Origin of the sequence: Haloferula sp. BvORR071 (assembly GCF_000739615.1) — a bacterium.
Classification (GTDB): domain Bacteria; phylum Verrucomicrobiota; class Verrucomicrobiia; order Verrucomicrobiales; family Akkermansiaceae; genus Haloferula.
On the sequence record NZ_BATP01000013.1, the window covers coordinates 1 to 24,019 of the forward strand.

Here is a 24,019-nt window from a genome sequence, read left to right on the forward strand (position 1 = left end):
GCGATGGGAACGCCCTCCCGACCAACCCAACCCACCCAAGAAAGCTAGTGAAGTATCCATTGACCCCTGTCCTGATTCTATCGGGATTCCTTCCCCTCGCGGGCCAGGCAACCGCAGCATTGATCGCCACCGAAAACTTCAACTACGCCGATGGCTCAGTCGTCGGCCAGAGCGGCGGCACCGGCTGGAACTACGAGCGAACCGATGAGCCGGGCGCCCCAACGCAAACGGCCTCCAACTGGAACAACGCCTTTGGCGCGCACCAGATCACCTCCTCCGCCCTGGTGACGAACAATGGTGGCGTGCTTCGCGAGTTCGGCGGAGCCACGGAAGGCACCGGCGGCAGCAGCAACGAGCGTGAAGGCGCCTTCCGTGCAGACGGGGTCATGTTCTTCTCTACCTCCTTCACCGTCGGCAGCATGTTGCCCGCCGGCCAGAACCAATGGGCCGGCGTGAGCAGCTTCGACTTCGGCTCGGAGCGGATCTTCTTCGGCATGCCGGGACAGACCGGTGACACCCGCTTCTTCGGAATCGCCGCAACCGGCTTCGGGGCAGACACCTTCAGCTCCATCCCGGTGGTCGCGGGCCAGACCTACACCATCGCGGGCATGCTCGATTTCGACAACGACTTGCTCGGCCTGTGGGTCAATCCGGATGGCAGCGACACCGCCTCATCCTTCGATGTCTCGAAGGCCTACAACGGCACGAACTGGTCCAGCGCGCTGCGCTTCGCCTCCGGCACTTCGGTTACCTGGGACAATGTAAGGGTCGGCACCACCTTCGCGGATGTGGTCGTGCCCGAGCCATCCACCGGCCTGTTAGGCCTGTTCCCGGCCGCGCTGCTGATCATCCGTCGCCGCCGCTAGTCCCCTCTCACAGCCCCAAGAACGAACCCGACCCGATTCGACCCTCCTAAAAACCCATGAACTACAAAATTGTCATCCCTGCGGTCCTCGCCGCAGCGACCGGACCGCTCGCTGCCCAGTTGGTAGGCACCGAGAGCTTCACCTATGCCAATGGCAACATCGCGAACCAAGCCGGCGGCACTGGTTTCAACTACGACAACTTCGACAAGGCGGTCACCGCCTTCAGCTCGGACTGGGACAATGTCTTCGGCACCCCCACCGTCGCGAGCAATGCGCTGACCACCAACAACAGCGGTGCCAAGCGCGAATACAATGGCACGGTGGAAGGTGCCGGCGGCGGTGCCAATGACGGCCAAGACGACCACGAGCGCAGTGGCGCGGTGCGTGGTGTGGGCCGCGTCTTCTATCGCTTCACCGTTACTCGTAGCACCGGTGTCACCTGGTGCGGCGCCAGCAGCTATGACTTCGGCACGGAGCGGGTCTTCTTCGGTGTGCCCGGCGCGAATGGCCCCTCCGGAGGACTTCAGTTCGGCGTGAGCGGGAACGGCAACAACTACTTCACCAGCACCCCGGCGGATACCGCCCCGCATACGATCGTCACGGTGCTCGACTTCGACCGCCACTTCATCGGCATGTGGCTCGATCCCACTGCCGCCGACTACTACGACCCGGCGGATGGCTCGAATTCAACCGATGCCGGCGGCGGCTACACGCCGACAAACTGGTCCACCGCGGTGCGTCTGGGCTCCAGTTCCGGCGGCACCACTACCTGGGACGATCTCAAGGTCGCACTGGACCCCACCAGCGTGGGACTGAAGAACTTCACCGATGCGGACAACGACGGCCTGCCCGCGTCCTTCGAAACCCTCTACGGCCTCAATGACCACGATGACGGTACTACGGGCGAAAGCTCGCCGGGCGCAAAGGACGGCCCGAATGGAGCCAATGGCGACCTCGATGGCGACACCGTTTCGAACTTGATCGAGTTCCAAGACGGAACCCTGCCGAACAATACCGACACCGATGGCGACGAGCTGAACGACAAGCAGGAGAAGATCGCCGGCACCAGCCCACTCAAGCCGGACACCGATGGCGACGCGTTGACGGACAAGCAGGAGGTCAGCGTGAGCTCCACCAATCCTTTATCCCCCGATAGCGATGGCGGCGGCACCTCGGACTTCACCGAACTGGCGCTGGGCAAGCTCCCTAGCGGCACCCCCGGCGACGATCCGCTGACGAATGGCAACATGGAGTTGGTAGGACTCGAGTTCTTCGACTCCTACACGGATGGCCAGCTCAGCGGCGGCGCACAGGGCGTCGGCTGGGACTACGACAATGCGGCGCTCGGGGAGACCTTCACCGGCCACAGTACGCTGAAGTCCGCATGGACCAACATCAATGGCACGCCGGTCATCCAATCCGGCATGCTCCTCACCCAGGAAAACTCGATCAAGCGTTCCTTCCACGGCGGCTCCGCGGCGACCACCGGCGTGGTAGTCGGCGAGAAGGCCGGCGCCTGGCGCTACGATGCAGGCAGCGTGGCCGGCACCAATGGCAGCGATGTGCTCTACGTGAAGGTAAACCTGGTCCGCCAGGCCGGTGCCTCGTGGAGCGGCGTCAGCCTCTATGACTTCGGAGCGGAGAAGATCTTTCTGGGAGTGCCGAGCGCGGCCAGCCCCAGCTCCGGCCAAATCGAGTTCGGCATTGAGCAGAGCAACGGAGCCACCCGGGCCTTCTCGGGGATCTCCCCGGTGGTCGGCACCGCCTACACCCTCGTCGGCCGCTATGACTTCGCGGCCTCGAAGGTGGACCTCTATGTGAATCCGGATCTCTCCCTGCCTGAGGGATCATCGACGGTGCGCGCCACGCTCAACATCACCCCCGCACAGATGAACGCGACCGGAATCCGTCTCGCCTCCGGTGGCAGTGGCCCGACAGCCTGGGACCAGATGGTGATTGGCACCACTTGGGACAGCCTCGACTCGCTGCCCAGCGACAGCGACGGCGACGGCATGCCGGACGACTTCGAGGACCTCTACGGATTCGACAAAAACCTCAATGACGGCGGTCTGGACGAAGACAATGATGGCAGCACGAACGTGGAAGAATATCGCGCCGGCACCAATCCGATTGTCGAGGACACCGATGGTGACGGCCTCAGCGACGGCACCGGCGAGCGCAATGCCCACACCAAGCCGCTCAATCCCGACAGTGACGGCGACGGCTTGAAGGATGGCGCCGAAGTGAACACCGATCCGAACAATCCGGATAGCGATGGCGACGGCCAGAGCGACGGCGGTGAAGTGATCGGCCTCAATGGGTTCACCTCCGACCCGACCGATCCGAACGACACCATTGGTGCGCCGCTTGGCCTGATCGGCCGGGAGGACTTCAGCTATACCGATGGAGCTGTGGGTGGCCTGAACGGTGGCACCTACTTCGACTACGAGAACTGGCTCTTCAATGGCCCTTTCACCGGCCACACCGGATCCAGCTCGGATTGGGATGGCACCGCGAATATCCTCGGCGGACACTTGAACACCCGCGAGAACTTCGCCTACCGCGAGTTCAACGGTCCGGGCGAGGGCGCAGGTAGCGACGCCACACCGACCGAAGCGCGGATGGGGGCGGTAAACGACGAGCCCAATTTCGGGGCTTCGATCGTTTACTTCAAGGCGACGATGACCCGCCGTGCGGGTGCGCTGCTCAGTTCCTTCGGCCCGGACGACTTCAACCAGGAGCGTCTGGCCTTCGGCATCGTGGACAATGGTGGCACCCCGCAGTGGGGCATTCGCGAAGGCACCGCGATCACGGCTGACAATGGCTCGTTCGCAGTCAATCCGGACCAGACTTACACCGTGGTCGGTAAGCTCGACTTCAGCGGCAATCTGCTGAGCCTGTGGATCGACCCGAACCTCGGCGGTAGCGAAGTCTCGAACACCGCGCACGTGACCCGCGTCTACAACGGTACGAACTGGGCTTCGGGCCTCCGCTTCTCCTCCACGGGGACCGGTGACACGGAGTGGGATAATGTGGTGGTAGCAAACACTTGGGAGCAATTGGCTGGCGAAGCTTCGCCGGTGAAATTCTCCATCACCGGCTACAATGCGGGTGCCGGGACAATTGGCATCACCGCGGCGGGCCTCCCGGCGGGCAAGACCTTCCATCTGCTCAAGTCCAGCAGCCTGCAGGGCTTCGTGCCCTTGGTGCCGCCCTTCGAGTTCAATAGCACAACGCCCCAGCCCTTTGTGATCCCGGTAACTCCGGGGACGGTGCGGAAGCTCTTCTTCCGCGCGGATGAAGGCCCTTCGCCGGCTCCCTGACATCCCTTGGACAGCTCCATTCCAGGCCCGCCTTGTGCAACGCAAGGCGGGCCTTTTGTCGGGTTCCCCGGCTCTCCCGCGTACGCTCCTTTCACCCCACTCCTCATGTCTCCCCGGCTTCTCCTTCTGCCGCTGCTCATTCTTCCTCTTCACGCCACGGAAATCGGGAAGGAGGAGTTCTCCTATCCGGACAACACGGCAATCGCCGGACAGACCGGCGGCACCGGCTTCAACTACGACAACTTCGACAAAGCGGTCACCGCCTTCCACTCGGACTGGGACAATGCCTTCGGCACCTCCTCCGTGCTTACCGGCAAGCTCACGACCTCGAACTCGGGAGCGAAACGCGAATACAATGGCACCATCGAGGGCACCGGCGGAGGGGCCAATGATGGGCAGGACAACCACGAGCGCAGCGGAGCCGTGCGCGGCCTGGGCCGGGTCTTCTACCGCTTCGACATGACCCGTGCTGGCGGCGGCACTTGGAGTGGTGCGAGCTCGTATGACTTCGGCACGGAGCGCGTCTTCTTCGGCGTGCCCAGCGCCGCGAATCCCTCGTCAGGCAACCTGGAATATGGCTGCGAGATCACCGCCAATGGGACGCGCTACTTCAGCGGCATCGCGGCGGACGGTGCGGCGCACACGATTGTCACAGTGCTGGACTTCGACCGCGATTTCATCGGCCTGTGGGTCGATCCCGACGCGGATGATTTCTACAACGAGACCAGCGGGGCCAACTCCTGCAACGCCGGTGGCAGCTACACCGGAGCGAACTGGTCCTCCGCGGTCCGCTTGGCATCTGGCAGTGCTTGCCAGTGGGACAATCTGACCGTGACAACCGCGTGGGCCGATTTCCATTTCGTCGACCCGGACGGCGACGACGACGGCATGCCCGACGCCTGGGAGACCGCGAATGGCCTGTTGGTGGGCACGAACGACTCGCTGCTTGACGCCGATGCCGACGGCTTGCTCAACCGCGACGAATACCTGCGGGGCACGAATCCCAAGAACCCGGACAGCGACGGCGACGGCTACTCCGATGGTGTGGAGGTGAGCACCGGCAGCAATCCCGGCAACGCCTCCAGCTACCCCGGCGCTGTGCATCCACCGGGTCTCGTCGGTGGCGAACGCTTCGACTATCCCGATGGCCCGATCGCCGGAAAAACCGGTGGCGTCTACTGGGACGCTGACAATTCCCGCGAGAACGACGAGTCCATCGGGCACAGCGGCACGACGTCAGACTGGGATGCGACAGCCGGCACCCCACAGGTCATTTCAGGCACACTGGTCACGCAGGAGAGTGGCGCGAAGCGGGAATACAACGGTCTGGGCGAAGGCGATGGAGGCAACTCGGACGAGCGCGCCGGAGCAGTCAATGGTGAGGCCGGCTTTGCCTCGCATGTGGTCTACTACAAGTTTGAGATGACCCGCGCGGTGAATGCCACCTGGAGTGGTGCGAGCACCTATGACTTCGGCACGGAGCGCTATCTCTTCGGCGTGCCCGGCGCAACGAATCCGGTCTCGGGCCTGCGTGAGTTCGCGATCCACGACCTCAACACCAACCAGTGGTCCTACTCCGGCATCGCGCCTGTCGATGGCGTGAAATACACGCTGGTCGCCAAACTCGATTTCGATGCGAATGTCGCAGCTCTCTATCTGAATCCTGCGCTCGGCCAGAGTGAAGCCTCCAACACGCCGGTGGCAACCTATCCGCACACCAGTGACAATTGGTCCTCCGCCATCCGTCTCGCCTCCGGTGGCACCGGCGCGGTCCAGTGGGACAACATCCGCGTCGCTTACACTTGGGCCGATCTCAATGACGCCCCGCCCGCCGCAAACGACGACAGCGCCACCATGCACCACGGTGCCGAAGCGCGCATCAAGGTATTGGCCAATGACAGCGGGCTGATCAGACCTTCCTCGCTCAGCGTCGTCTCCCCTCCCCTCTACGGCACGGCCACCGCCAGCCCCGATGGGACGGTCTTCTACCGGCATCTCTCGGGCACACCTGCAACGGATTCCTTCACCTACCGTGTCCAGGAAACCGGAAGCTCCCTGACAGACACCGCCACGGTCACGATCCATTTCACGACGGACCCGCGCTTCGACTCGGCATTTGTCACGATCCCGGCGGAGCCTCCCGCCACCGAACTGCGGCTGGAGGAGGCCTTCCCGGGAATCACTTTCGATTCGCCGCATGGCTTCAGCTCCATTCCCGGGGATAAGAGGAAACTGTTCATCGCGGAAGGAGATGGCCGCGTCTTCCTGATCCCAGATGTGACAGCTCCGACCAAGGTGCCGCTGCTCGACATCACAAGCTCGGTGATGCACGACAACAATGAGCAGGCCTGCAAGGGCATCGCAGCGCACCCGGATTGGGCGAACAACGGCTACATCTACGTCACCTACAATTCGAATGTCGGCACGGTTCGCTTGTCGCGCTTCACGTGCCAGACCAGTCCGCCCTACACCGCCGGAGCGGAGCAAATCATCATCGAGCAGAACTGCGACGACACCATTCACAACATCGGCAGCTGCGAGTTCGGCCCCGACGGCTACCTCTACGTGGGCTTCGGGGATGAAGGCACGCAAGAGGACGGCCACAACAACTCCCAACACGTGGACCGCAATCTCTGGTCCTGCATCATCCGCATCGATGTCGACAAGCGTGCTGGCAGTCTGCCGCCGAATCCCGATCCCGGCCCGGATGCCGACAACGACGCCGATCTCGCGATCCCGCGCCCGGGTGGTGTCGCCCGCTACGCCATTCCCCCGGACAATCCTCTGGTCGGGGCCACGAGTTTCAATGGGGTGTCGCTCGATCCTAACAAGGTGCGCACCGAAATCTTCGTGATGGGCGTGCGCAATCCCTGGCAGTTCTCCGCCGAAGACAACGACCACAATGGCACGGTGGATGAGCTATGGGTGGGTGACGTAGGCCGCAGCGACCGGGAGGAGCTCGATGTCTTCCATCCCGGTGACAACGGCGGCTGGGGCTGGAGAGAAGGCAACCTGCCCGGCCCGCGTGCCGGGGATCTTTTGAACGGCGCACCGGAATCGGCGGCGACGCTGACGGCCCCCTTCTGGGAATATGCGGCTGGCGGCGGAGCCTATCAGGGTCACTCGATCACCGGTGGCTTCATCTACCGTGGCACCGCAATCCCCTCTCTAACAGGGAAGTACATTTGCGCCGACTACGTTTCAGGAAACATCTGGAGCGTAGAGCGTAGCGCAGGGGCTCCGGTATTGAGTCGCCTGACGGGGGAGGTCGCCATCGTAGGCCTACTGCCTGATCCGGCGACCGGTGAGATCCTCCTGCTGGATCGCGGAAACAATGGCACCAACCAGGGCATCGGCAGCATCAAGCGACTCCGGTTCGGCACGGATGACAGCGCTTTCCCGCCGACCTTGGCCGCCACCAACTTCTTCGCCGATCTCGGCGACCTGACACCCAACCCCGGCGGTCAGGCCTATACGCCGAACCTGCGTTTTTGGTCCGACCACGCGGAGAAGAAACGTTGGTTTCTGATTCCCGATGCGAGCGACACCATGGGCTATTCGCAGGATAGCACATGGAGCTTCCCGGCAGGCATGCTTTGGGTGAAGCACTTCGACTATCCCGTGGCTTGGGAGAGCTTTACCCGCACAATCGACGGCCAGAGCTACACCGACCGTCGCCCGCTTGCAGGCTCCCCGCGCCGCCGTCTGGAGACACGCTTTCTGGTGCGAAACGCGAGCGGCAGCTACGGCATCTCCTACCGCTGGAATGCGGTCAATGGAGGCCCCCAAACCGATGCCACCCTGGTCAGCGACAATGGCGACAATCTGACCGTGAACATCACGCTCGACGGCACGCCAACAAGCATCAATTGGGAGATTCCTTCCCGCACGGCCTGCATGACCTGCCACACGCCGGAAGCCGGCCACGCGCTGTCCTTCAATACCCGTCAGCTCAACAATGGCAGCCAACTCGCCGAACTGCACGCGAGCGGCTACCTCAGCGGCTTCTCCGGCAATCCCGCCAGCCTGCCGCGCCACTACCGGCCGGACGAGACCAGCCAGTCGCTGGAGGCCCGCGTCCGCTCGTATCTCGATGTGAACTGCGCCTACTGCCACAAGGCGGGCGGCACCGGCGGCGGCACTTGGGACGGACGCGCGCAGCTCGGACTACTAGCTACGGGTCTAATCAACGGCACCACCGTCGATGCCCCGCTCCACCCGGACGACCGCTTGGTCCTTCCCCACAAGGTCGCGGGCTCGATCCTCTTCAACCGTGTCGCCGGTGCCAATGGCTACAGCCGCATGCCACCAATCGCCACCGCCGTGCCCGATCTGGAGGCTGCGGAACTCATCGCCAACTGGATCAATCAGGAGGTCCACCCCTACTCCACCTACGAGGAATGGCGTACCGCAAAGTTCGGCAACAACAGCTCTCTCCAAGGCCAATCCGGCGCCAACCCGGATAGCGACGGTCTCGACAACTTCGGCGAGTGGGCCTTCGGCACCGATCCCGCCTTGGTGGATGACAAGCGCTCCACCCCTACCCTCCTCCTCGCCCAGCCCGCGACCGGCAGCTTCCGCTTCAGCCATCGCCGCCTGCGCATGCACACCGCCGCCGGTCTGCACTACGAATATCGGGTGAGCGATGACCTCAGCCACTGGTCACCCGCTTTCGTAATCGAGGAATCCACGATCCCCTCAACCACGGACTCCGCCTATGAGACCGTTACCCTCTCCCTCGCTCCCGGCGCGACTACCGCTCGTCGATCGCTCTTCCTGCAGGTGAGGATCGCGCCTTAATTAGAAAAGGCGGCTTGGCTTCGGCCCGGCTCACTGGTGGGTGGTGACGTGGTCAGCTACTCCACGAGGAAGCCCGCAAGCGGAGTTCTTTCGCAACACGACAGCCTGTTCAAAGACCTCACCACCGTAGGTGCCCATACCTTCGTCGTGACCGCGTGGCGAGGCGCCTGAAGGGCTGACCTTGGTTCCGTCAGTTGACGCCCCCACCCCGCTTGCTCCGGCAGGCGGGGCTTTTCATTTCTCACCACCAAGCCATCATGCACGAATGAAGCTAGCCCTTCATCGCTCAATTACCTTTTGGTCCGGCTTGCTGGGGATGGCCTTTGTGTGCTGGGCGTGGTGGGATTCCTACGACTACTCGTCATTCGTTTCCCGGAGCGGGTTCTTCGCCGGAAACAGGGTGTGCGGCCTTTACCTCCAACACACCCCCGGCTTTTTGGTATCCGATTTTGGTAGAGACCGATTCAGCACTCCCGCTTCTCAACGGCCCAATTTATTGCCAACGCCACAGATCATGTGGGCGGAGCACCCAATACCTCCCGATAAGGCCGATGCAGCATGGGCAACCGCTTCTCCGGGGCAGCGAATGCAGGTCATGCTCAACATCCAAGGACCAGGCGCGTGGTTCTTTTTCATCCCCCACTGGCTGCTATTGCTCATCGTGGCTCTGCTATGGGCCGCCATGCTGGTCTGGCGAGCAAGGTGGAGGAGAAGGGCCGCTGAGGTGGTTTGAGCGCGGGTGACTGGCTGGGGTTTTTGTTGGTCTCGCGCGCCTCATCCGAGATAGGGCCGGGCACCACTTCGAATGAAGACCGTCATAAAACAAGAGCGCGGCCGGTAAGCCCAACCGACCACACCCATGCCTATGGCATCCTAGAAATCCAATTCGTCGCGCAGGGGTTGACGGCGGGTCCAATCTTCTGGGGGGGGAAGCATCGGGCCCGCCGCGTCAGTGCCGGAAGTTTTCTTCCGCAGTGCCCTCGTCGTTTTGTGGCTCCAGCATTTCCTGCTCGGTGATGCGAGCCAAGTATCCGTCGATCAGTTCGGCCAAAGTGGGATCCGGATCGGGGTGTTCCTCGAAAAGCAGTGAGATCATGTAAGGCTTGGACCCTACCCCTTGTCTGAAGCTGAAGAGAGCAGCAAAGCAGCGCAATATCGCCATGCAGACCCGCGGATGGTCTCTGCCGTCGTCACCGCATACGCTGCCACACTACCTTTCGCTCGCCGCCCACAAAGGGCCGCAGGAGGAATTCCATTTCGCCGCTTGGGCTTTGGTGGAGGCGCGGATCAAAGAAGGGGCTCCACTCGCTTACAGAAGGCAGCGACACCCAATCTCCGATGTGGCAGTCGTCAGGGGATATCCGTTCTTTGCCGGTATTGATCATCTTGGTGGGCGGTCAGGGACATGAAATGAGCCGCCGCCGAAGTCCATGCTCTCGGCGAGTTCCGCCGTGGCGATCAACCCCACACGGCGGCTTCGAGTTTGAGGCGATCTTCCTCCACCCAGGACGCACACCCTACTCTTTGAACGAGGTAGAGCCATTCTCCGCTGCTAACCACCGCGTGATCCACGACGCCAATCACGCCCTCGTTGGCTCCTTTCAATATGCGGACGGTGTCTCCAGCGTCAAATTTGGCGGCTATCATGAATGTATGATCGGCGAGCTGGGATGACTCGCAATGGGTGGCGCAGATTTTGGAGTGAGGTGGAGGCCGGCATGGCCGGAAGCTATGAAAAAAACGCCGGCTCGAGCGCCTCGACGGATCGCGCATCTTTTCCGGGGAGAGAAACATCACAGTGCTCCTCTGTGCGATCAGGGTCGAGGCAAATCGCGCTTTCTCTTTCAAAGGGCGTTAGCAGCCGGGGCAACACCGGAAGTTTTTGCCGGGGTTGGGGTCCCTCGGTGCCTCTCGCAGCTTGCTGTATCTTGCTTTCGTTCCGTGGCCCATCTACGCCCACGGGCATGATCAATTGGTACCAATCACTCGGATTGCGCGGGAAGCTTGCCTTTTGGGGTGGAGCGGGCGTGGTTTTCAACGGAGTAACGCTATTTTTGGGAACGTGGAGGCCGGTGATGCTCTTCGTCTCGATTGGCGTTATCTTCTTGGCATTGATGATGCGAAGCGAAGACCCCGACGAACTCTAGTGGCGCTGCCCCTAATTCTCCCGCCTGAGTTCCTCCCGCAGCTCCCGCACGTCGCGGCTAATGCTGGGTGAATGAGCATTCGCCAGACGACGAGCCCGCTCCTGTCGGCATTCGCTGAATGGAGCTTTTTATTGGATGCGCTCAGCGATTCCGACGGTGAACTTAATCCGATGCTCCGCCTTGGTTTCTCGCCCGCTCTCCTTTCCCGCATTCGCCCCGAAGTGAACGAGAGTTATCGAGAAGCCTCCTTTTGTCTTGGAGCTATCCGCTGCTGCCACGCCGACATCGAACGAGATGCCCGGAAAGTCCTTTAAGTCCCCCTTGTTCTTGTGAATCGAGTAGACCTCGAAGCCTTTCGCGGGGTCGGCCGAGATCTTGTCGTTAGCATCGCGGACGCCTCTTGCGATTTCCTGAAGCGTCTCCGAAATGAAATCTCCTAGCGATACCGTTTCCATCCCCGCTTCCTAACAGGTCCGGCGGTGGTGGGGCAAGTGGCAGGATTGGGCGCAGCCGGTGCCGGGACACGAAAAAGGGAGCCGATCAAAGCTCCCTAATTCATTCATTTCCAACAGATACGCGCGAGAGGACTCGAACCTCCACGAGATTGCTCTCACTAGAACCTGAATCTAGCGCGTCTACCAATTCCGCCACGCGCGCGTTTCCTGTTGTATGTCGTTCCCGCCGGATCGGCGGGGCGAGAAACCATCACGTCACGCGAAATTTTGCAACCCCGATTCTTAGAAAAATTCTCTGCCGTCGGTGACGCTTTCCCCGTTGCCAATCCCGGCCGAGTCAAGCCAGCTTCATGCCATGCGGAACCCCGCTCCCATAATCCTCAGCCTCCTCCTCGCCGCGGTCGCGGCGTTCTTCCTCATCACCAAGCCGCAACCGGCCACGGTAACGGTCACGCCACCGCAGGCCCCGCCTGCGGATGCGAAGACCACTGCCGCCACGCCGGGCACCGCGGCCCCCGTAGTCGAGAAAGCAGCCCCCATCACTCCGCCGGTGCCGGTGAAGACCGACGTCTCCGTCCCGGAAGGCGATGCCAAGGTCTGGCCACAGGAGAAGAGCGACATCAAGGCCGACCCGAAGGCGGTCTTCGGCAAGCTGGAAAACGGGATGCGCTACATGATCTATCCGAACGCCGAGCCGCCGGGCCGCGTCTCGCTGCGCATGCACATCGCCACCGGCTCGCTGATGGAGGCGGATGACCAGCAGGGCCTGGCCCACTTCCTGGAGCATATGGTCTTCAATGGCACCAAGCACTTCACCCCGGATGACCTGATCCCGAAGATGCAGCACCTCGGCATCGGCTTCGGTGCCCACGTGAATGCCTACACTTCCTTCGATGAGACGGTCTACATGCTGGACCTGCCGAACCTCAGCCAAGACACCCTCGACCTCGGCTTCACCGTCATGCGCGACTTCGGCGATGGCGCTAAGCTCGACATCGAGGAGATCGACAAGGAGCGCGGCGTGATCCTCTCGGAGAAGACCACCCGCGATAGCGTGAAGATGCGGATCATGCTCAAGCAGTTCAGCGAGCTGCTGCCGGATTCCCTGATCCCGAAGCGCTTCCCGATCGGTGAGGAAGAGGTCATCAGCAAGGCCACCCGCGATCGCTTCGTCGACTACTACACCCGCTTCTACACCCCGCAGCGGATGACCTTCATCGTCGTCGGCGATGTGAAGCCGGAAGAAGTGGAAGCCCGCATCAAGGAGAGCTTCAGCAGCATGGCCAACCCCGCCGACCCCGGGAAGAATCCGGACCTCGGCAAGATCACCCCGATCGAGGGCGTGAAGGCCGCGGTCTTCGCGGACAAGGAAGTGGACTCCACCAGCCTGAGCCTGGTCTCCGTCCGCCCCTTCAGCCCGGTGGCCGACACCACCACGCGCCGGCTTAGCCTGCTGCCGCTGGAACTCGCCCACGCCGCGATCGCCCGCCGCTTTGAGCGGATCGCCAAGCAGGATGGCTCGCCCATCACCGCTGGCAGCGCCAGCCGCGAGGAGCTTTTCAATACCGCCGAGTTGGGCTCCTTCGATGTCGAGGTCGCCGATGACCGCTGGCAGGAAGCCCTGCCGGTGATGGAGCAGGAATATCGCCGCGCGCTCGAGTTCGGCTTCACCGAGCCCGAAATCGCGGAGGCCAAGGCCAACGTGCTGAATGCCTACCAGCAGGCGGTGAAGACGGCAGCGTCCCGCAAGTCCGAAGCGCTGGCCAGCGGCTTGGCGCGCTCGATCAACGAGGGCAGCGTCTTCTCCACCCCGGAAACCGATTTGCAAATCATCAGCGGCGGCTTGGACTCCGCCACGCCAGATGCCTGCCACGCCGCCTTCCGTGAATTCTGGGCGGACCGCGGCTTCCACCTGATCCTCACCACCAAGGACGAGCCCGCGGACGCCGTGACGACGCTCTCCTCTCTTTATAAGGAATCCCACGACAAGGCGGTCGAAGCTCCGGAGCAGAAAAAGTCCGTCCCCTTCGCCTACTCCGAATTCGGCACCCCGGGCAAGGTCAAGAGCCGCAAGGACATTGCCGATCCGGCGCTGAGCCAGCTCATGCTCTCCAACGGCGTGCGCCTGAACTTCAAGAAGACCGACTTCGAGAAAGGCTCGATCCGCCTCCTTGCCCGCATTGGCTCTGGCAAGTTGACCCAGCCGAAGGATTCGCCGGGCATCGATTTCTTCGCTTCGTCGGTCTTTGACGCAGGTGGTCTCGGCAAGCACTCGGTGGACGATCTGCAGCAGATCCTGGCAGGACGGAATGTCGGCACCAATTTCGGCATCACCGACGACGCCTTCATCCTCTCCGGCCGCACCACTCCGGAGGACCTCGAGCTTGAACTGCAGCTCATGTGCGCCCAGATGACCGATCCCGGTTACCGTGAAGAGGCCTTGGTCGAGTTCCGCAAGAGCATCTCTGCCATGTTCCAGCAGGTCCGCCACACCGTGGCCGGTGCCCAGGTGGAGCTGGAAGCCTACCTCCACGGTGGCGACTTCCGCTGGACCCTCCCGGAGGAGTCCAAGCTCGCCTCCTACACGCTGGAAGACGCTCGCAAGTGGCTCACGCCGGCCCTGAACAAGGGCTACCTCGAACTCAGCATCGTGGGTGACTTCGACGAAAGCAGGATGCTGCCGATGATCCTCAAAACCTTCGGCGCCTTGGCCCAGCGTGAGACCGAGAAGCCCGCGCTGCCCGCCCAGCGCAAGGTGAGCTTCCCGAAGGCACCGGCCGAGAAGAGCTTTGCCTACGATAGCAAGATCCCGCAGGCCACCGCCCACGTCGTGTGGAAGACCGAAGGTCTCCGCAACAACACCAAGTTCGTGCGCCGCCTCAACCTGCTGGGCGAAGTTCTCAGCGACCGCCTGCGCAAGGAGATCCGCGAGAAGATGGGTGCCTCCTATAGCCCCGGCGCGAATCCCGACGGCTCCGATGGCCTCGAAGGCTTCGGCTACTTGATCTCGGATGCCGTGGGCAAACCGGAGGATGTGAAAAAGCTCACCGATGTCACCGCCACTCTCGGCGCGGAGCTGGCAGAGAAGGGCCTCGACGACGACGAACTCGACCGCGCCCGCAAGCCGTTGCTCGCCCAGATCGAGAAGAGCAAGCGCGACAACACCTACTGGCTCGGCAACGTGCTCGCCAAGTCGCAGGAAAATCCCGAGGGGATCGAGCTGGTGCGCGGCCGCGATGCCGATGTCGCCTCCATCACGCCGAAGGAACTCGGGGACATCGCCAAGAAGTACCTCGGCGAGAAAAACGCGATCAAAGTGCAGCTCCGCTCCGAGGCGAAGTGAGCAGCTTCCATGGGACCGCTCACCGAGCGGTCCCATTCTTGGTCTTCGGAGCCGACCGCTCCGAGGTGGCTACTAGCCCCCCAGCGCCACCGCATTCGCCGCAGCATAGTGCTGCGCATGGCTGAGGCTGATCTTCACCTCGTCGATACCATTCGCCTCGGCAAAAGCCTTGCCCGCCCCGCTCAGTACCAGCGCGGGCTCACCGCTCTCCTTGCGCACGATCTCCATATCAAGCCAGCCGAGCTCCTTGCCAATCCCGGTGCCGAAAGCCTTGGCCACCGCCTCCTTGGCGGCAAAGCGGGCGGCATAGTGAATCTCCGGGCGCCGCTGGGAATCGCAGTAGGCCCGCTCCGCCTCGGTGAAAATCCGCGTCGCAAAGCGCTCGCCGAATTCCGCCATCGAGGACCCGATGCGCTCCACCTCCACCACGTCGATGCCGATGCCGATGATGCGCATAAAGGAAGTGCGAAGGGAAAAGCCGCTGCTGCCAAGCCGGAACTGCTCGCTCAGGCGCCGGGATAGGCGGCCATCAGCCCCTTCATCTCCGCCACCGCCGCGGTGAAACCCACCCGCATGGCCCGCGAGACGATACTGTGGCCGATGTTCAACTCGGCCAAGTGCGGCACCACGAAGAGCCGGTGCAAGTTGGTGTAGTTGATCCCGTGCCCCGCATTCACCTGCAGGCCCGCGGCATGGCCAGCCTTGGCACCAGCCACCAGACGCGCGATCTCCTTCTCCAGGTCATCACCCGCGGCATTCGCGAAGCACCCGGTGTGCAGCTCGATCATCTCCGCACCGCTGGCCGCAGCCGCTTCGATCTGATGGAGATCCGGATCGATGAAGAGCGAGACGCGGATCCCCTGCCCTTGCAGGCGCTCCACGCAGGCCTTCACCTCGGCCAAGCGGCCCGCGACATCCAGCCCGCCCTCGGTGGTCACCTCCTCGCGGGTCTCTGGCACCAGGCAGGCGAACTCAGGGTGCAGCTCCAGCGCCAGCGCGGTCATCTCCGCCGTCACGCCCATCTCCAGGTTCAGCGGCAGAGGACAAGCCTTGCGGATCTCGAACGCATCGCGGTCCTGCATGTGGCGGCGGTCCGCCCGCACGTGGATCGTGATCGAATCCCCTCCGCCCGCCTGCGCATCGAGCGCCGCCTGCAAGGGCGAAGGCTCGGCATTCGGCGAATCCGGCAGCAGGGCATAGCGCGCTTGGCGCAGCGTCGCCACGTGGTCGATGTTCACTCCCAAGAGCATGGAAATGCGATAGACCCGCCCCGCCCCCCGCGCACTGAAAAAATCCAGCGGAGTCAGTTTGCGGGCCTCTGGAGACGGTGCTCCACGAAGCGGGTGAGCTTCTCCAGCTTCGTCACCATAAGTTCAGCTGGCCAGACTCGGGAAAAATCGAAGCCCCAAAGCGCGACCGCCCGCCGGGCAAGATCGCTTCCAATAACCTCGCGGATTTCCTCGAGTAGATTCACCGCCTCACGTTGGGTAACAGTTCCGTCTTCTATCATAGCCAACAGACCCAAGACAAATGCTCGGGTGCAGTGGATCATGGCCCGGACATGTCGCACATCGTTCCTCTCGGACTGATCTATCTCGACGGAATTGGCGATCTTGGCCTTCAGCATCAGATGAGGGAGGACCACACGAGCGGTGAGACCCTCCCATTCCAAGTCCACGTTCTTCTCGATCTCGCCGAAATGGAGCCCCTTTACCGTGTGCAAAACCTCCACGATCCGAACTCCCTCTCCAAATGGAAGTTCCAAGCGTCCAATTACCGGGCTACGGGGTTCCGAACGCCAGATCTTGCCTTTCAGCTTTAGGTGAAGGGCCTCTAGGTGCTTCGTCGTGCCAATGACATCGAGATCTTTGCTGGTAAACGGCTGGAGTTCTTCCAACTCGCTTACCCCTTCCTTTAAGAAGTGGAGCGCCCACAAATTGACCGCGTGACCGCCGACGACCACCAGAGGCTCCAAGCCATCGGATAGAGTGAAAACATCAGCAAAGTCCGCAGGCCCCGTAGCTGGCCGTTGATCCTTCACTTGGAGTAATGCTTCTTGAGAGCCCGGGCCAAATTGACAATCCGGATTGTAGCACCAGCCGGGACTATCGAATTCTCCGCCTGCAACTGCTCTGGCGTAACCTCGCCATTCGCAAGCCGTCTCGCATCTCGTGCCCGGGCGCGCCGCTTCTGCCGCTGCAAGGCTTCGAAACTGACTTCGCGCTCCTTCACTCGCTGGCAAGGATAGCCGATCGCGCCTCAGGGTCAAGCCGACCGGACACCCGCTATGAACTGCCGGGCGTCGGCGTGAGCGAACTGCCCGTTTGGCGGCACTGCGCCAGGCTCCGGCCTACCGGTATTCCACGGCGAGGGCGGCAGCGGCGGTGGCTGGGTGGCCGCGATCTCTCCGGGCAAGTCCCGCTCACCGGTGACCCGCGGCCCCTGACGGTTGCCGCGCTTCAGTTGTTGGAGCAGCTTCGCCTTGGCCGCCTTGCGGTCGGTCTGCCGCTCCAATTCCTCCAAGCGCCGGATGGATTCCCGGATCGTCTCGTCGTTGAGAAGCGTCGCACGGTGCCCCGCGATCCAACCGCAGAGGTCACTGCAGATCACATTCTCCGGCATCTCCGAACGGAAGTCACCGTCCACGAAGAAAACCAGCGAGTGAAACTGCCGCTCTGCCAGGCTGAGAAAGGCCTTCGTCGCCTGCACATGCAGGTAATTCTGGTGGAGCGGATTCTGGAACTGGGTGTTGCGGCCGAAGATCGACTGCGTCCACAGCTTCTGCCGCGCGCCGCCGAAAATCCATCCGTCGTAGTTCTTCGTCTCGATCACGAAGATACCAAAGCGCGAGATCACCAGATGATCGATCTGGGTAATCGTCCCATCGCCCTCGGGCCGGGGCAGATAGAGATCATGGAAGGTCCGGAAAATCTCCGGATTGAGATCCAGCAAGCGCTTCGCCGCCATCCTCTCCCCCGCCGCCCCCTTGGAGCGATGAGGCCGCAATCCCGCCAGAACGCCGACCAAACTGGTCGCGATCATCAGGCCCAGGATCAAGGTCGCGGCGAGAAGAACCACGTCTCCAAGCTATCATTGCCACCCTTTCCCACTATCACGCGATCACGTGAAAGCCCTTGGCATGGATGTCCTTGAACCGAGACACTACAGGCCGTCTCATGCCGCCATGCGCGCTTTCATCGCAATGGCCCTGCTCACCTTGCCACTCGCCGCTCAATCGGGTGGAGAGATCACGAAGCTCCTTGAGCGAGGCTTGGAGCAAGCCGTCGCCGGCATGACTCCCGTTCCAGCCGCCGAGCAAAAGATGGTGCTGGAAGAATCGGCGAAGCTCTTGGGCCGCTCCGTCGCCTTCCGCGCCGATGGCAGCGCCAGCGCCACCGACAACAGACCGGGAATGAACATCCGGGTCGAGTGGAAGAAACTGGCTATTTGCCGGATCTCAAAGTCTTCCCTCAGCCCCGCGGACAGAGCCAATGGCATCACGCGGCGCTACACAGCAACCCTCTCCTGTGAAGCCTCCCGCACTTGGCAGAAGAAGGAGAATCGCTGGAGCGACTGGCGGGACAGCGGATACCTGCTCTTTCCCTCCGTCATCACGATCGAGGAACGAAACGGCACCATTGCAGCCAAGGCTCCAGACATCACACACTTCAGCCCGGGCGGAGGAACTAGCCCTCCCACCCAGACTGGACCATCCGGCATCTTCCGGAGAAACAAGGACGGCACGCTGTCACCAGTGCAGTGACAGACTCCCTTCTCAATGCCTGAAGTGCCGGTGACCCGTGAAGATCATCGCTAGGCCAGCCGCATCGGCCGCCGCGATCACTTCCTCATCCCGCATTGAGCCACCGGGCTGGATGCAGGCGGTCGCACCGGCTTCGATCGCCGCTTGCAGACCATCGGCGAAGGGGAACATCGCGTCGGAGGCAATCACCGCACCCTTGAGGTCCAGCCCCGCTTCCTTCGCCTTCCACACCGCGATCCGCGAGCTGTCCACGCGGCTCATCTGGCCGGCACCGATGCCCAGGGTCCGGTCGGACTTCGCGTAAACGATCGCGTTCGACTTCACGTGCTTCACCACGCGCCAGGCAAAGCGCATCGCGCGCATCTCCTCCTCGGTCGGCGGGCGCTTGGTCACCACCTTGCTCTCGAGATTGTCGAGCCCCAGCGCGGTGTGGTCGCGGTCCATCACCATTAGGCCACCCGGGCAGGAGCGGATCACCGGTGCGCGCTTCGCCGCCAGATAGGCGTCGTTCAGCTTCATGATCCGCAGGTTCTTCTTCTTCTGCAGCACCGCACGCGCTTCCGGCTCGTAGTCCGGCGCGATGATCACATCGGTGAAAATCTCGGAGATGATCCGGGCCACGCCTTCCGTCAGCGGGCGGTTGCACACGATCACGCCGCCGAATGGAGCCTGGCGGTCGGTCTCGAAGGCCTTCTGCCAAGCCACGCGCAGATCCTCGTCATCCTGGCCCACGCCGCAGGGGTTGGTGTGCTTGAGGATGCCGATGGTCGGCCGCACGAAGTCGAGGATCAGATCCGCAGCAGCCTCGATGTCGAGAATGTTGGTGTAGCTCAGCTCCTTGCCCTGCAGCTGGCTGAAGCAGCTCTTGAAGTCGCCGTAGAGCGCGGACTTCTGGTGCGGGTTGTCGCCGTAGCGCAGATCCATCTCCAGCGGCAGGCTGACGCTGAAATTCGAGCGCGAGCCTTGCCCGCACTGGCCGAGGTAATTCGAGATGGCCGCATCATACTGCGAGGTCCGCAGGAAAACCTTCACCGCCAGATGCTCGCGGAAGCCGATGGTCGTGTTGCCGCCGTGCTCCTTCATCTCCTCGATCACCCGCTCGTAGTCGGCAGGATCGGTCACCACGGTCACCGCCGCGTAGTTCTTCGCCGCACTGCGCAGCATCGAAGGACCACCGATGTCGATGTTCTCGATCGCATCGCTGAGCGTTACGTCCGGACGGGCAATGGTCTGCTCGAAGGGATACAGGTTCACCACCACCAGATCGATCGGCGGGATGTTGTGCTCCTTGGCCTGGGCCAGATGCTCCTTGTCATCCCGCTTGTGCAGCAGGCCGCCGTGGACCTTCGGGTGCAGGGTCTTCACCCGGCCCTCGAACAGCTCCGGGGCACCCGTGAATTCCGAGACATCCATTACCGGTAGTCCGGCCTCGCGCAGAGCCTTCGCTGTGCCACCGGTCGAGAGCAACTCAACGCCCTGCTCGTGAAGCTGCTTGGCGAAGTCGGCGAGACCCGTCTTGTCAGAGACGGAAAGTAGAGCGCGTTGAATCGGCATCGGTTTGAAAGATTAAAGAGTCGGGCGACCCGCTCCGCGTAATCCGCCGGACGGGAACTGGGCAAGCGCGGATTGTGGGGAGGGAAAGCGGGATTTAGGTTCTAAATCTCAAATTTCAGATTTCATATTTCAAATCGTCGGCGCTATCCCGCCACGATCCGCTGCTTCATCTCGCCGATTCCCTCAATCCCGAGCTCGACGGAATCCCCGGGGGCCAAGTAGCGCGGCGGCTTCATCCCCATGCCCACGCCGGCAGGCGTGCCGGTGGCAATAACATCGCCCGGCAAAAGAGTCATGAAACGGCTGATGTAGGCCACCAGCTGGCGCACGCCGAACATCATGTCCCCCGTCCAGCCATTCTGCCGTAGCTCGGTGTTCACCTTGCACCACAGCCGCAGGCCCTGCGGATCCGCCACTGCGGCGGCCGGCACCATCCACGGCCCCATCGGCCCGAAGGTGTCGTGGCTCTTCCCCTTCGTCCACTGGCCGCCCAGTTCCTTCTGCCACGCACGCTCCGAATAGTCACAAAAAACCGAATACCCCGCCACGTGCTCGAACGCCTGCTCTTCCGACACATTGGTGGCCGTCTTGCCGATCACCACCGCCAGCTCCACCTCGTAGTCCAGCTTCGTGGCACCGTGCGGACAGATCACGTCATCGAAGGGTCCGCTCCAGCAAGTGCTCGCCTTCATGAACAGCACCGGCTCGGTCGGGATCCCCTCGCCGAATTCCTTGGCGTGCTCCAAGTAGTTCTTCCCCACGCACACGATCTTGGAAGGGCGGTCCACCGGCGGCCCTAGCCGCACATCCTGCGGAATCTCCTCCGCGTCCGGGCAACCGTCCTCCACCCAAGCCTGCAAGGCCTCCAAGCCACCGAGCGCGAAGAAACCCTCGTCGTAGTCGTTGAATTGCCCGCCGGTATCGAGCCAGCGCCCGTCCTCCAGAATGATCCCGGGCTCCTCTCGGCCCGGCTCGCCGTAACGGATCAGCTTCATGTCCCCGCTTCCTAACAAGCACTTTCCCCGCTGGCAACCTGTCGCTGGCGGGCAAGCGCCACACTCGGCCTAAATGATTGAAATTCCAATATTTTCACGGCCGGGGGAAAAGTCACTTTTTCAAGACCATTTAATTCTTTCCTTCTCCTGATATTTTTGACATGTTCAGATCGTGCGGCGTGCTTCGGCACCCGCGCACAGACCAGACCGTGCAGCGTATCCCTTACGAAGGATTTGACCTCTGGGGGGAGATCGATCCGACAGATTCGCCGCCGGAAACTCTGGGCTGACCCAGAAAGGGCGCGGACCTTGACTCCGGGGGGAATCTAGTTCGCGCCCTTTCCATCTCTGGTTCTGGCGCTGCCTTCCGGCCTTGGATCAGCCGATTCCCCGCCTGTTTTCTTTTATTGATCACTACTCACCGATCACTTGGCGCTTCTTCGGCCTCGGATTGATCACTCGGCACACCTCTTCCATCCTTGCCCTAACAGGCATTTGCGCCAAAGATGGAGCCATCATGCAGGTGGTCACCGACCAGATCCGGAATTTCCTCCAGTACATCGCCGTCCAATTCATCGAATTCCCGGCGGAAGCGCAGCTCAAGGTCACCGAGCTGGGCCCCAAGCGCTTGCGCTTCAAGCTGGTCCTCCGCCAGTCGGACGTCGCCCTCCTGATCGGCCGCAATGGCTTCAGCGCCTCCGCCATCCGTGGGGTGATCAAGTCCGTCACCGAGCGCGAGGACGTGAACGTCAACCTGCAGATCCACTCCCACGAAGAGGAGGCCGAGATGCAGGCCCGCGAGCGAAACGGCCATTGATTCCGGCCATTCGTCGTCACTGCCTCCCCTCCCGCCGGTTCTCCTTGCCAAGCCGCACCCCGCGCCGCTACTTTCCGCCCCGCCGCAAGTGGCGCCGTTCCCGGTGCCCCGAAATGGTCCCGTAGTCCAATGGATAGGACGATGGCCTCCGAAGCCGTAGGTACAGGTTCGATTCCTGTCGGGACTACTCCTTTAAAACCAAGGAAATCATTGGAAACAAAGGATTGCAGCTTAAGTGGTCACATTTGGTCACACCCCAGCATCGCCCCTCCTATGTCTTCCCCTCTGGAAGTTCCAAGCAAAACCCTGGATCTATCCGAACCATGGAACGTCACGGGGAATATGCCAGAATGGCCGCTGGTCGATGAGTTTGAGGCTCGGGGTGAACGAGGATTACTCTAACTGATGCGCTCATTCCTGCCCCTCCTTGCTGCACTAGTGGCACCGGTACTTCCGGCAGCCCATGCCGAAGTGGACGCCAGCATCGCGTCCAAGCTCCAGATCGAGTATACCCCACAGGAATTCCATCTCCACTGGGAAACCCAGGCGGGGGCAAGCTATCAAGTCGAGTCCTCCACTGCCCTCACGGATGATTGGCTGCCAATCGGCGAGGCTCGCACGGGGGATGGACTGACCATGAGTTTCAGCGAGCCCGTCACCGGACTACAGAAGTTCTATCGGGTGAACATGACCGGCACCAAGCCGATCATCTCGAAGGTCGCCGTGGTCGGTGACTCGAATACCCTTCAGGGGAGCTTGGATTTAACGCACATCTCCGCCCGGGGTTTTTATGGCTGGGCCAGAGTCTTCGGCGGAGCACGCTGGGAACTCACTGCCGATCCCGTCGACCAGAGGTTCTGTTTTGCCGTCCCCGGCAGGCGGTCCGTGGTCATCAGCGCGACAGTTCTCGATCGGGTCATTGCCGCGCATCCTGACGTCTGCGTTCTCGCCTACGGTACGAATGACGCGGCGCAATTGAGCTCAATCGAAGAGTACCGCACGCAGATTATCGCCGATTGGGCGGCACTGCGCGCTGCTGGCATCGAACCGGTGGCAATGACAGTTCTACCGATCAAAACGGGGGCGCTCTTGGACCACACGGCACGTCAAGCGCGCGTGCCTTTGCTGAATGCGGTGGTCCGCGAGGAGAGCGCCGCCCATCACGTGCCGCTTTGCGACTGGACAAGCCTCATGGAGGCCGTGCCCGGCAGCGACAACGGCGTGGGGCTGGACAGTTCCTACCTGCCCAACGACGACTTTCATCCGAACGCCTATGCTGCTTCCAGGCTTGGCCGCGCGCTCCACCAGACGCTCGCCGAGCACTTCCGCTTTGGACTGGATCCTTGGGCGAATACCCACTGGATCACGCCGAATGCCGCACTGGAAGGAAGCAATGGCCAGCCGACCAGCGGGGGTTGGTACCTCTTCCCTCCGGCAGGGGCCACGGTCGACAGCAAGACCCTGATTCCCACGCCCGAGGGGAATTGGTGGGAGATTGCCTTCAAGCAAGGAGCCAACCTGTCGAATTTCTACCTCAATTGTTTCGGCGCGAACTTGGAAGGTCCTCCGGCAGGCAGCACGGTTGAAGCGATCATGGAGGTACAGGTGATGTCGGGCAGCGTGGCCGGAATCTACCTTCAGGCAGGGAGCGCCCTCGCCACGGACATGAACAACACCGACTCCGTCGGAACCCAAATCTTGCCGAGCGATGGGATCGTGGTGCTGCGCACCCCTCCAGTCCTTGTTCCGGACAATGTCACCACCGTAAGCCCGGGGGTCGGTTTTATTAGTAACGATTCCAGTACCACCATCCGCATCCGCCGCTGCGGAATCCGGAGAATTGACTAGATTCCGGTCGGGCCTACCACCTCGCCTTCCGTGGGTTAAAAGTAGGACGGCGGATTCTCCACGCCAGTCCGGAAGGTCGGCAAACTCCATCTTCTCGGCCGACCTTCC

General features: G+C 62.1%; 15 protein-coding genes and 2 tRNA genes. 8 read left to right on the forward strand and 9 right to left on the reverse strand.

Translation table 11 applies throughout. From position 1 onward, the window contains the following. From BV071_RS07175 to BV071_RS07185, 3 genes are all read left to right on the forward strand, one after another. The coding region (locus tag BV071_RS07175) for a hypothetical protein (RefSeq protein WP_265594170.1) at positions 1-866 on the forward strand (866 nt) is incomplete at its 5' end. 56 nt (positions 867-922) lie between these two features. After that, positions 923-4,189 (forward strand): hypothetical protein, encoded by a 3,267-nt coding sequence (locus tag BV071_RS07180; protein WP_035604218.1) that lies wholly within the window; start codon positions 923-925, stop codon positions 4,187-4,189. A gap of 105 nt (positions 4,190-4,294) precedes the next feature. Next, the gene (locus tag BV071_RS07185) at positions 4,295-8,989 is read left to right on the forward strand and encodes a PQQ-dependent sugar dehydrogenase (RefSeq protein ID WP_035604220.1); all 4,695 of its coding nucleotides are present in this window, start codon (positions 4,295-4,297) and stop codon (positions 8,987-8,989) included. A 949-nt stretch (positions 8,990-9,938) separates the two neighbouring features. Here BV071_RS07185 and BV071_RS35230 read toward each other — a convergent pair. The 3 genes from BV071_RS35230 to BV071_RS07210 all read right to left on the reverse strand — a co-directional run bounded on the left by BV071_RS35230 (position 9,939) and on the right by BV071_RS07210 (position 11,793). Continuing rightward, complete coding sequence (locus BV071_RS35230; RefSeq protein ID WP_265594171.1) at positions 9,939-10,085, reverse strand: hypothetical protein; 147 nt, start codon at positions 10,083-10,085, stop codon at positions 9,939-9,941. A 1,179-nt stretch (positions 10,086-11,264) separates the two neighbouring features. Continuing rightward, on the reverse strand, positions 11,265-11,591 hold the full coding sequence (locus tag BV071_RS07205; RefSeq protein WP_035604230.1) for a hypothetical protein: 327 nt from the start codon (positions 11,589-11,591) through the stop codon (positions 11,265-11,267). Between the two features lie 118 nt (positions 11,592-11,709). Further along, positions 11,710-11,793 (reverse strand) — tRNA-Leu (locus tag BV071_RS07210). Positions 11,794-11,946: 153 nt separating this feature from the next. Here BV071_RS07210 and BV071_RS07215 point away from each other — a divergent pair. Continuing rightward, positions 11,947-14,934 (forward strand): M16 family metallopeptidase, encoded by a 2,988-nt coding sequence (locus BV071_RS07215; RefSeq protein ID WP_052573018.1) that lies wholly within the window; start codon positions 11,947-11,949, stop codon positions 14,932-14,934. Between the two features lie 72 nt (positions 14,935-15,006). On the opposite strand, the gene acpS is transcribed toward BV071_RS07215, so the two are convergent. The 4 genes from acpS to BV071_RS32635 form a co-directional block, all read right to left on the reverse strand. Continuing rightward, positions 15,007-15,390 carry a holo-ACP synthase gene (gene acpS / locus BV071_RS07220; RefSeq protein WP_035604233.1) on the reverse strand — a complete coding sequence of 128 codons (384 nt, stop codon included), beginning with the start codon at positions 15,388-15,390 and terminating at the stop codon, positions 15,007-15,009. Positions 15,391-15,440: 50 nt separating this feature from the next. Beyond that, on the reverse strand, positions 15,441-16,184 hold the full coding sequence (locus tag BV071_RS07225; protein WP_265594172.1) for a pyridoxine 5'-phosphate synthase: 744 nt from the start codon (positions 16,182-16,184) through the stop codon (positions 15,441-15,443). 53 nt (positions 16,185-16,237) lie between these two features. Beyond that, positions 16,238-16,975: a hypothetical protein gene (locus BV071_RS07230; protein ID WP_035604238.1), complete on the reverse strand. Its 738-nt coding sequence runs from the start codon at positions 16,973-16,975 to the stop codon at positions 16,238-16,240. A 224-nt stretch (positions 16,976-17,199) separates the two neighbouring features. Beyond that, entirely contained in the window at positions 17,200-18,012 is an 813-nt protein-coding gene (locus BV071_RS32635) for a nuclease-related domain-containing protein (RefSeq protein WP_052573019.1), read from the reverse strand. A gap of 106 nt (positions 18,013-18,118) precedes the next feature. Here BV071_RS32635 and BV071_RS07245 point away from each other — a divergent pair, with 106 nt between their 5' ends. Continuing rightward, positions 18,119-18,697 (forward strand): hypothetical protein, encoded by a 579-nt coding sequence (locus BV071_RS07245; protein WP_265594173.1) that lies wholly within the window; start codon positions 18,119-18,121, stop codon positions 18,695-18,697. Between the two features lie 12 nt (positions 18,698-18,709). On the opposite strand, the gene purH is transcribed toward BV071_RS07245, so the two are convergent. Further along, positions 18,710-20,251: a bifunctional phosphoribosylaminoimidazolecarboxamide formyltransferase/IMP cyclohydrolase gene (purH, locus tag BV071_RS07250; protein WP_035604247.1), complete on the reverse strand. Its 1,542-nt coding sequence runs from the start codon at positions 20,249-20,251 to the stop codon at positions 18,710-18,712. 143 nt (positions 20,252-20,394) lie between these two features. Next, complete coding sequence (locus tag BV071_RS07255) at positions 20,395-21,246, reverse strand: fumarylacetoacetate hydrolase family protein (protein ID WP_035604250.1); 852 nt, start codon at positions 21,244-21,246, stop codon at positions 20,395-20,397. A 517-nt stretch (positions 21,247-21,763) separates the two neighbouring features. Between BV071_RS07255 and BV071_RS07260 the strand changes: the two genes are divergently transcribed. The 3 genes from BV071_RS07260 (at position 21,764) to BV071_RS07270 (ending at position 23,911) form a co-directional block, all read left to right on the forward strand. Then, positions 21,764-22,063, forward strand: a complete 300-nt coding sequence (locus BV071_RS07260; protein ID WP_035604262.1) for a KH domain-containing protein — start codon at positions 21,764-21,766, stop codon at positions 22,061-22,063. 115 nt (positions 22,064-22,178) lie between these two features. Then, a tRNA-Arg gene (locus tag BV071_RS07265) sits at positions 22,179-22,250 on the forward strand. 218 nt (positions 22,251-22,468) lie between these two features. After that, the gene (locus BV071_RS07270) at positions 22,469-23,911 is read left to right on the forward strand and encodes an SGNH/GDSL hydrolase family protein (protein WP_081885852.1); all 1,443 of its coding nucleotides are present in this window, start codon (positions 22,469-22,471) and stop codon (positions 23,909-23,911) included. Positions 23,912-24,019: the final 108 nt, after the last annotated feature.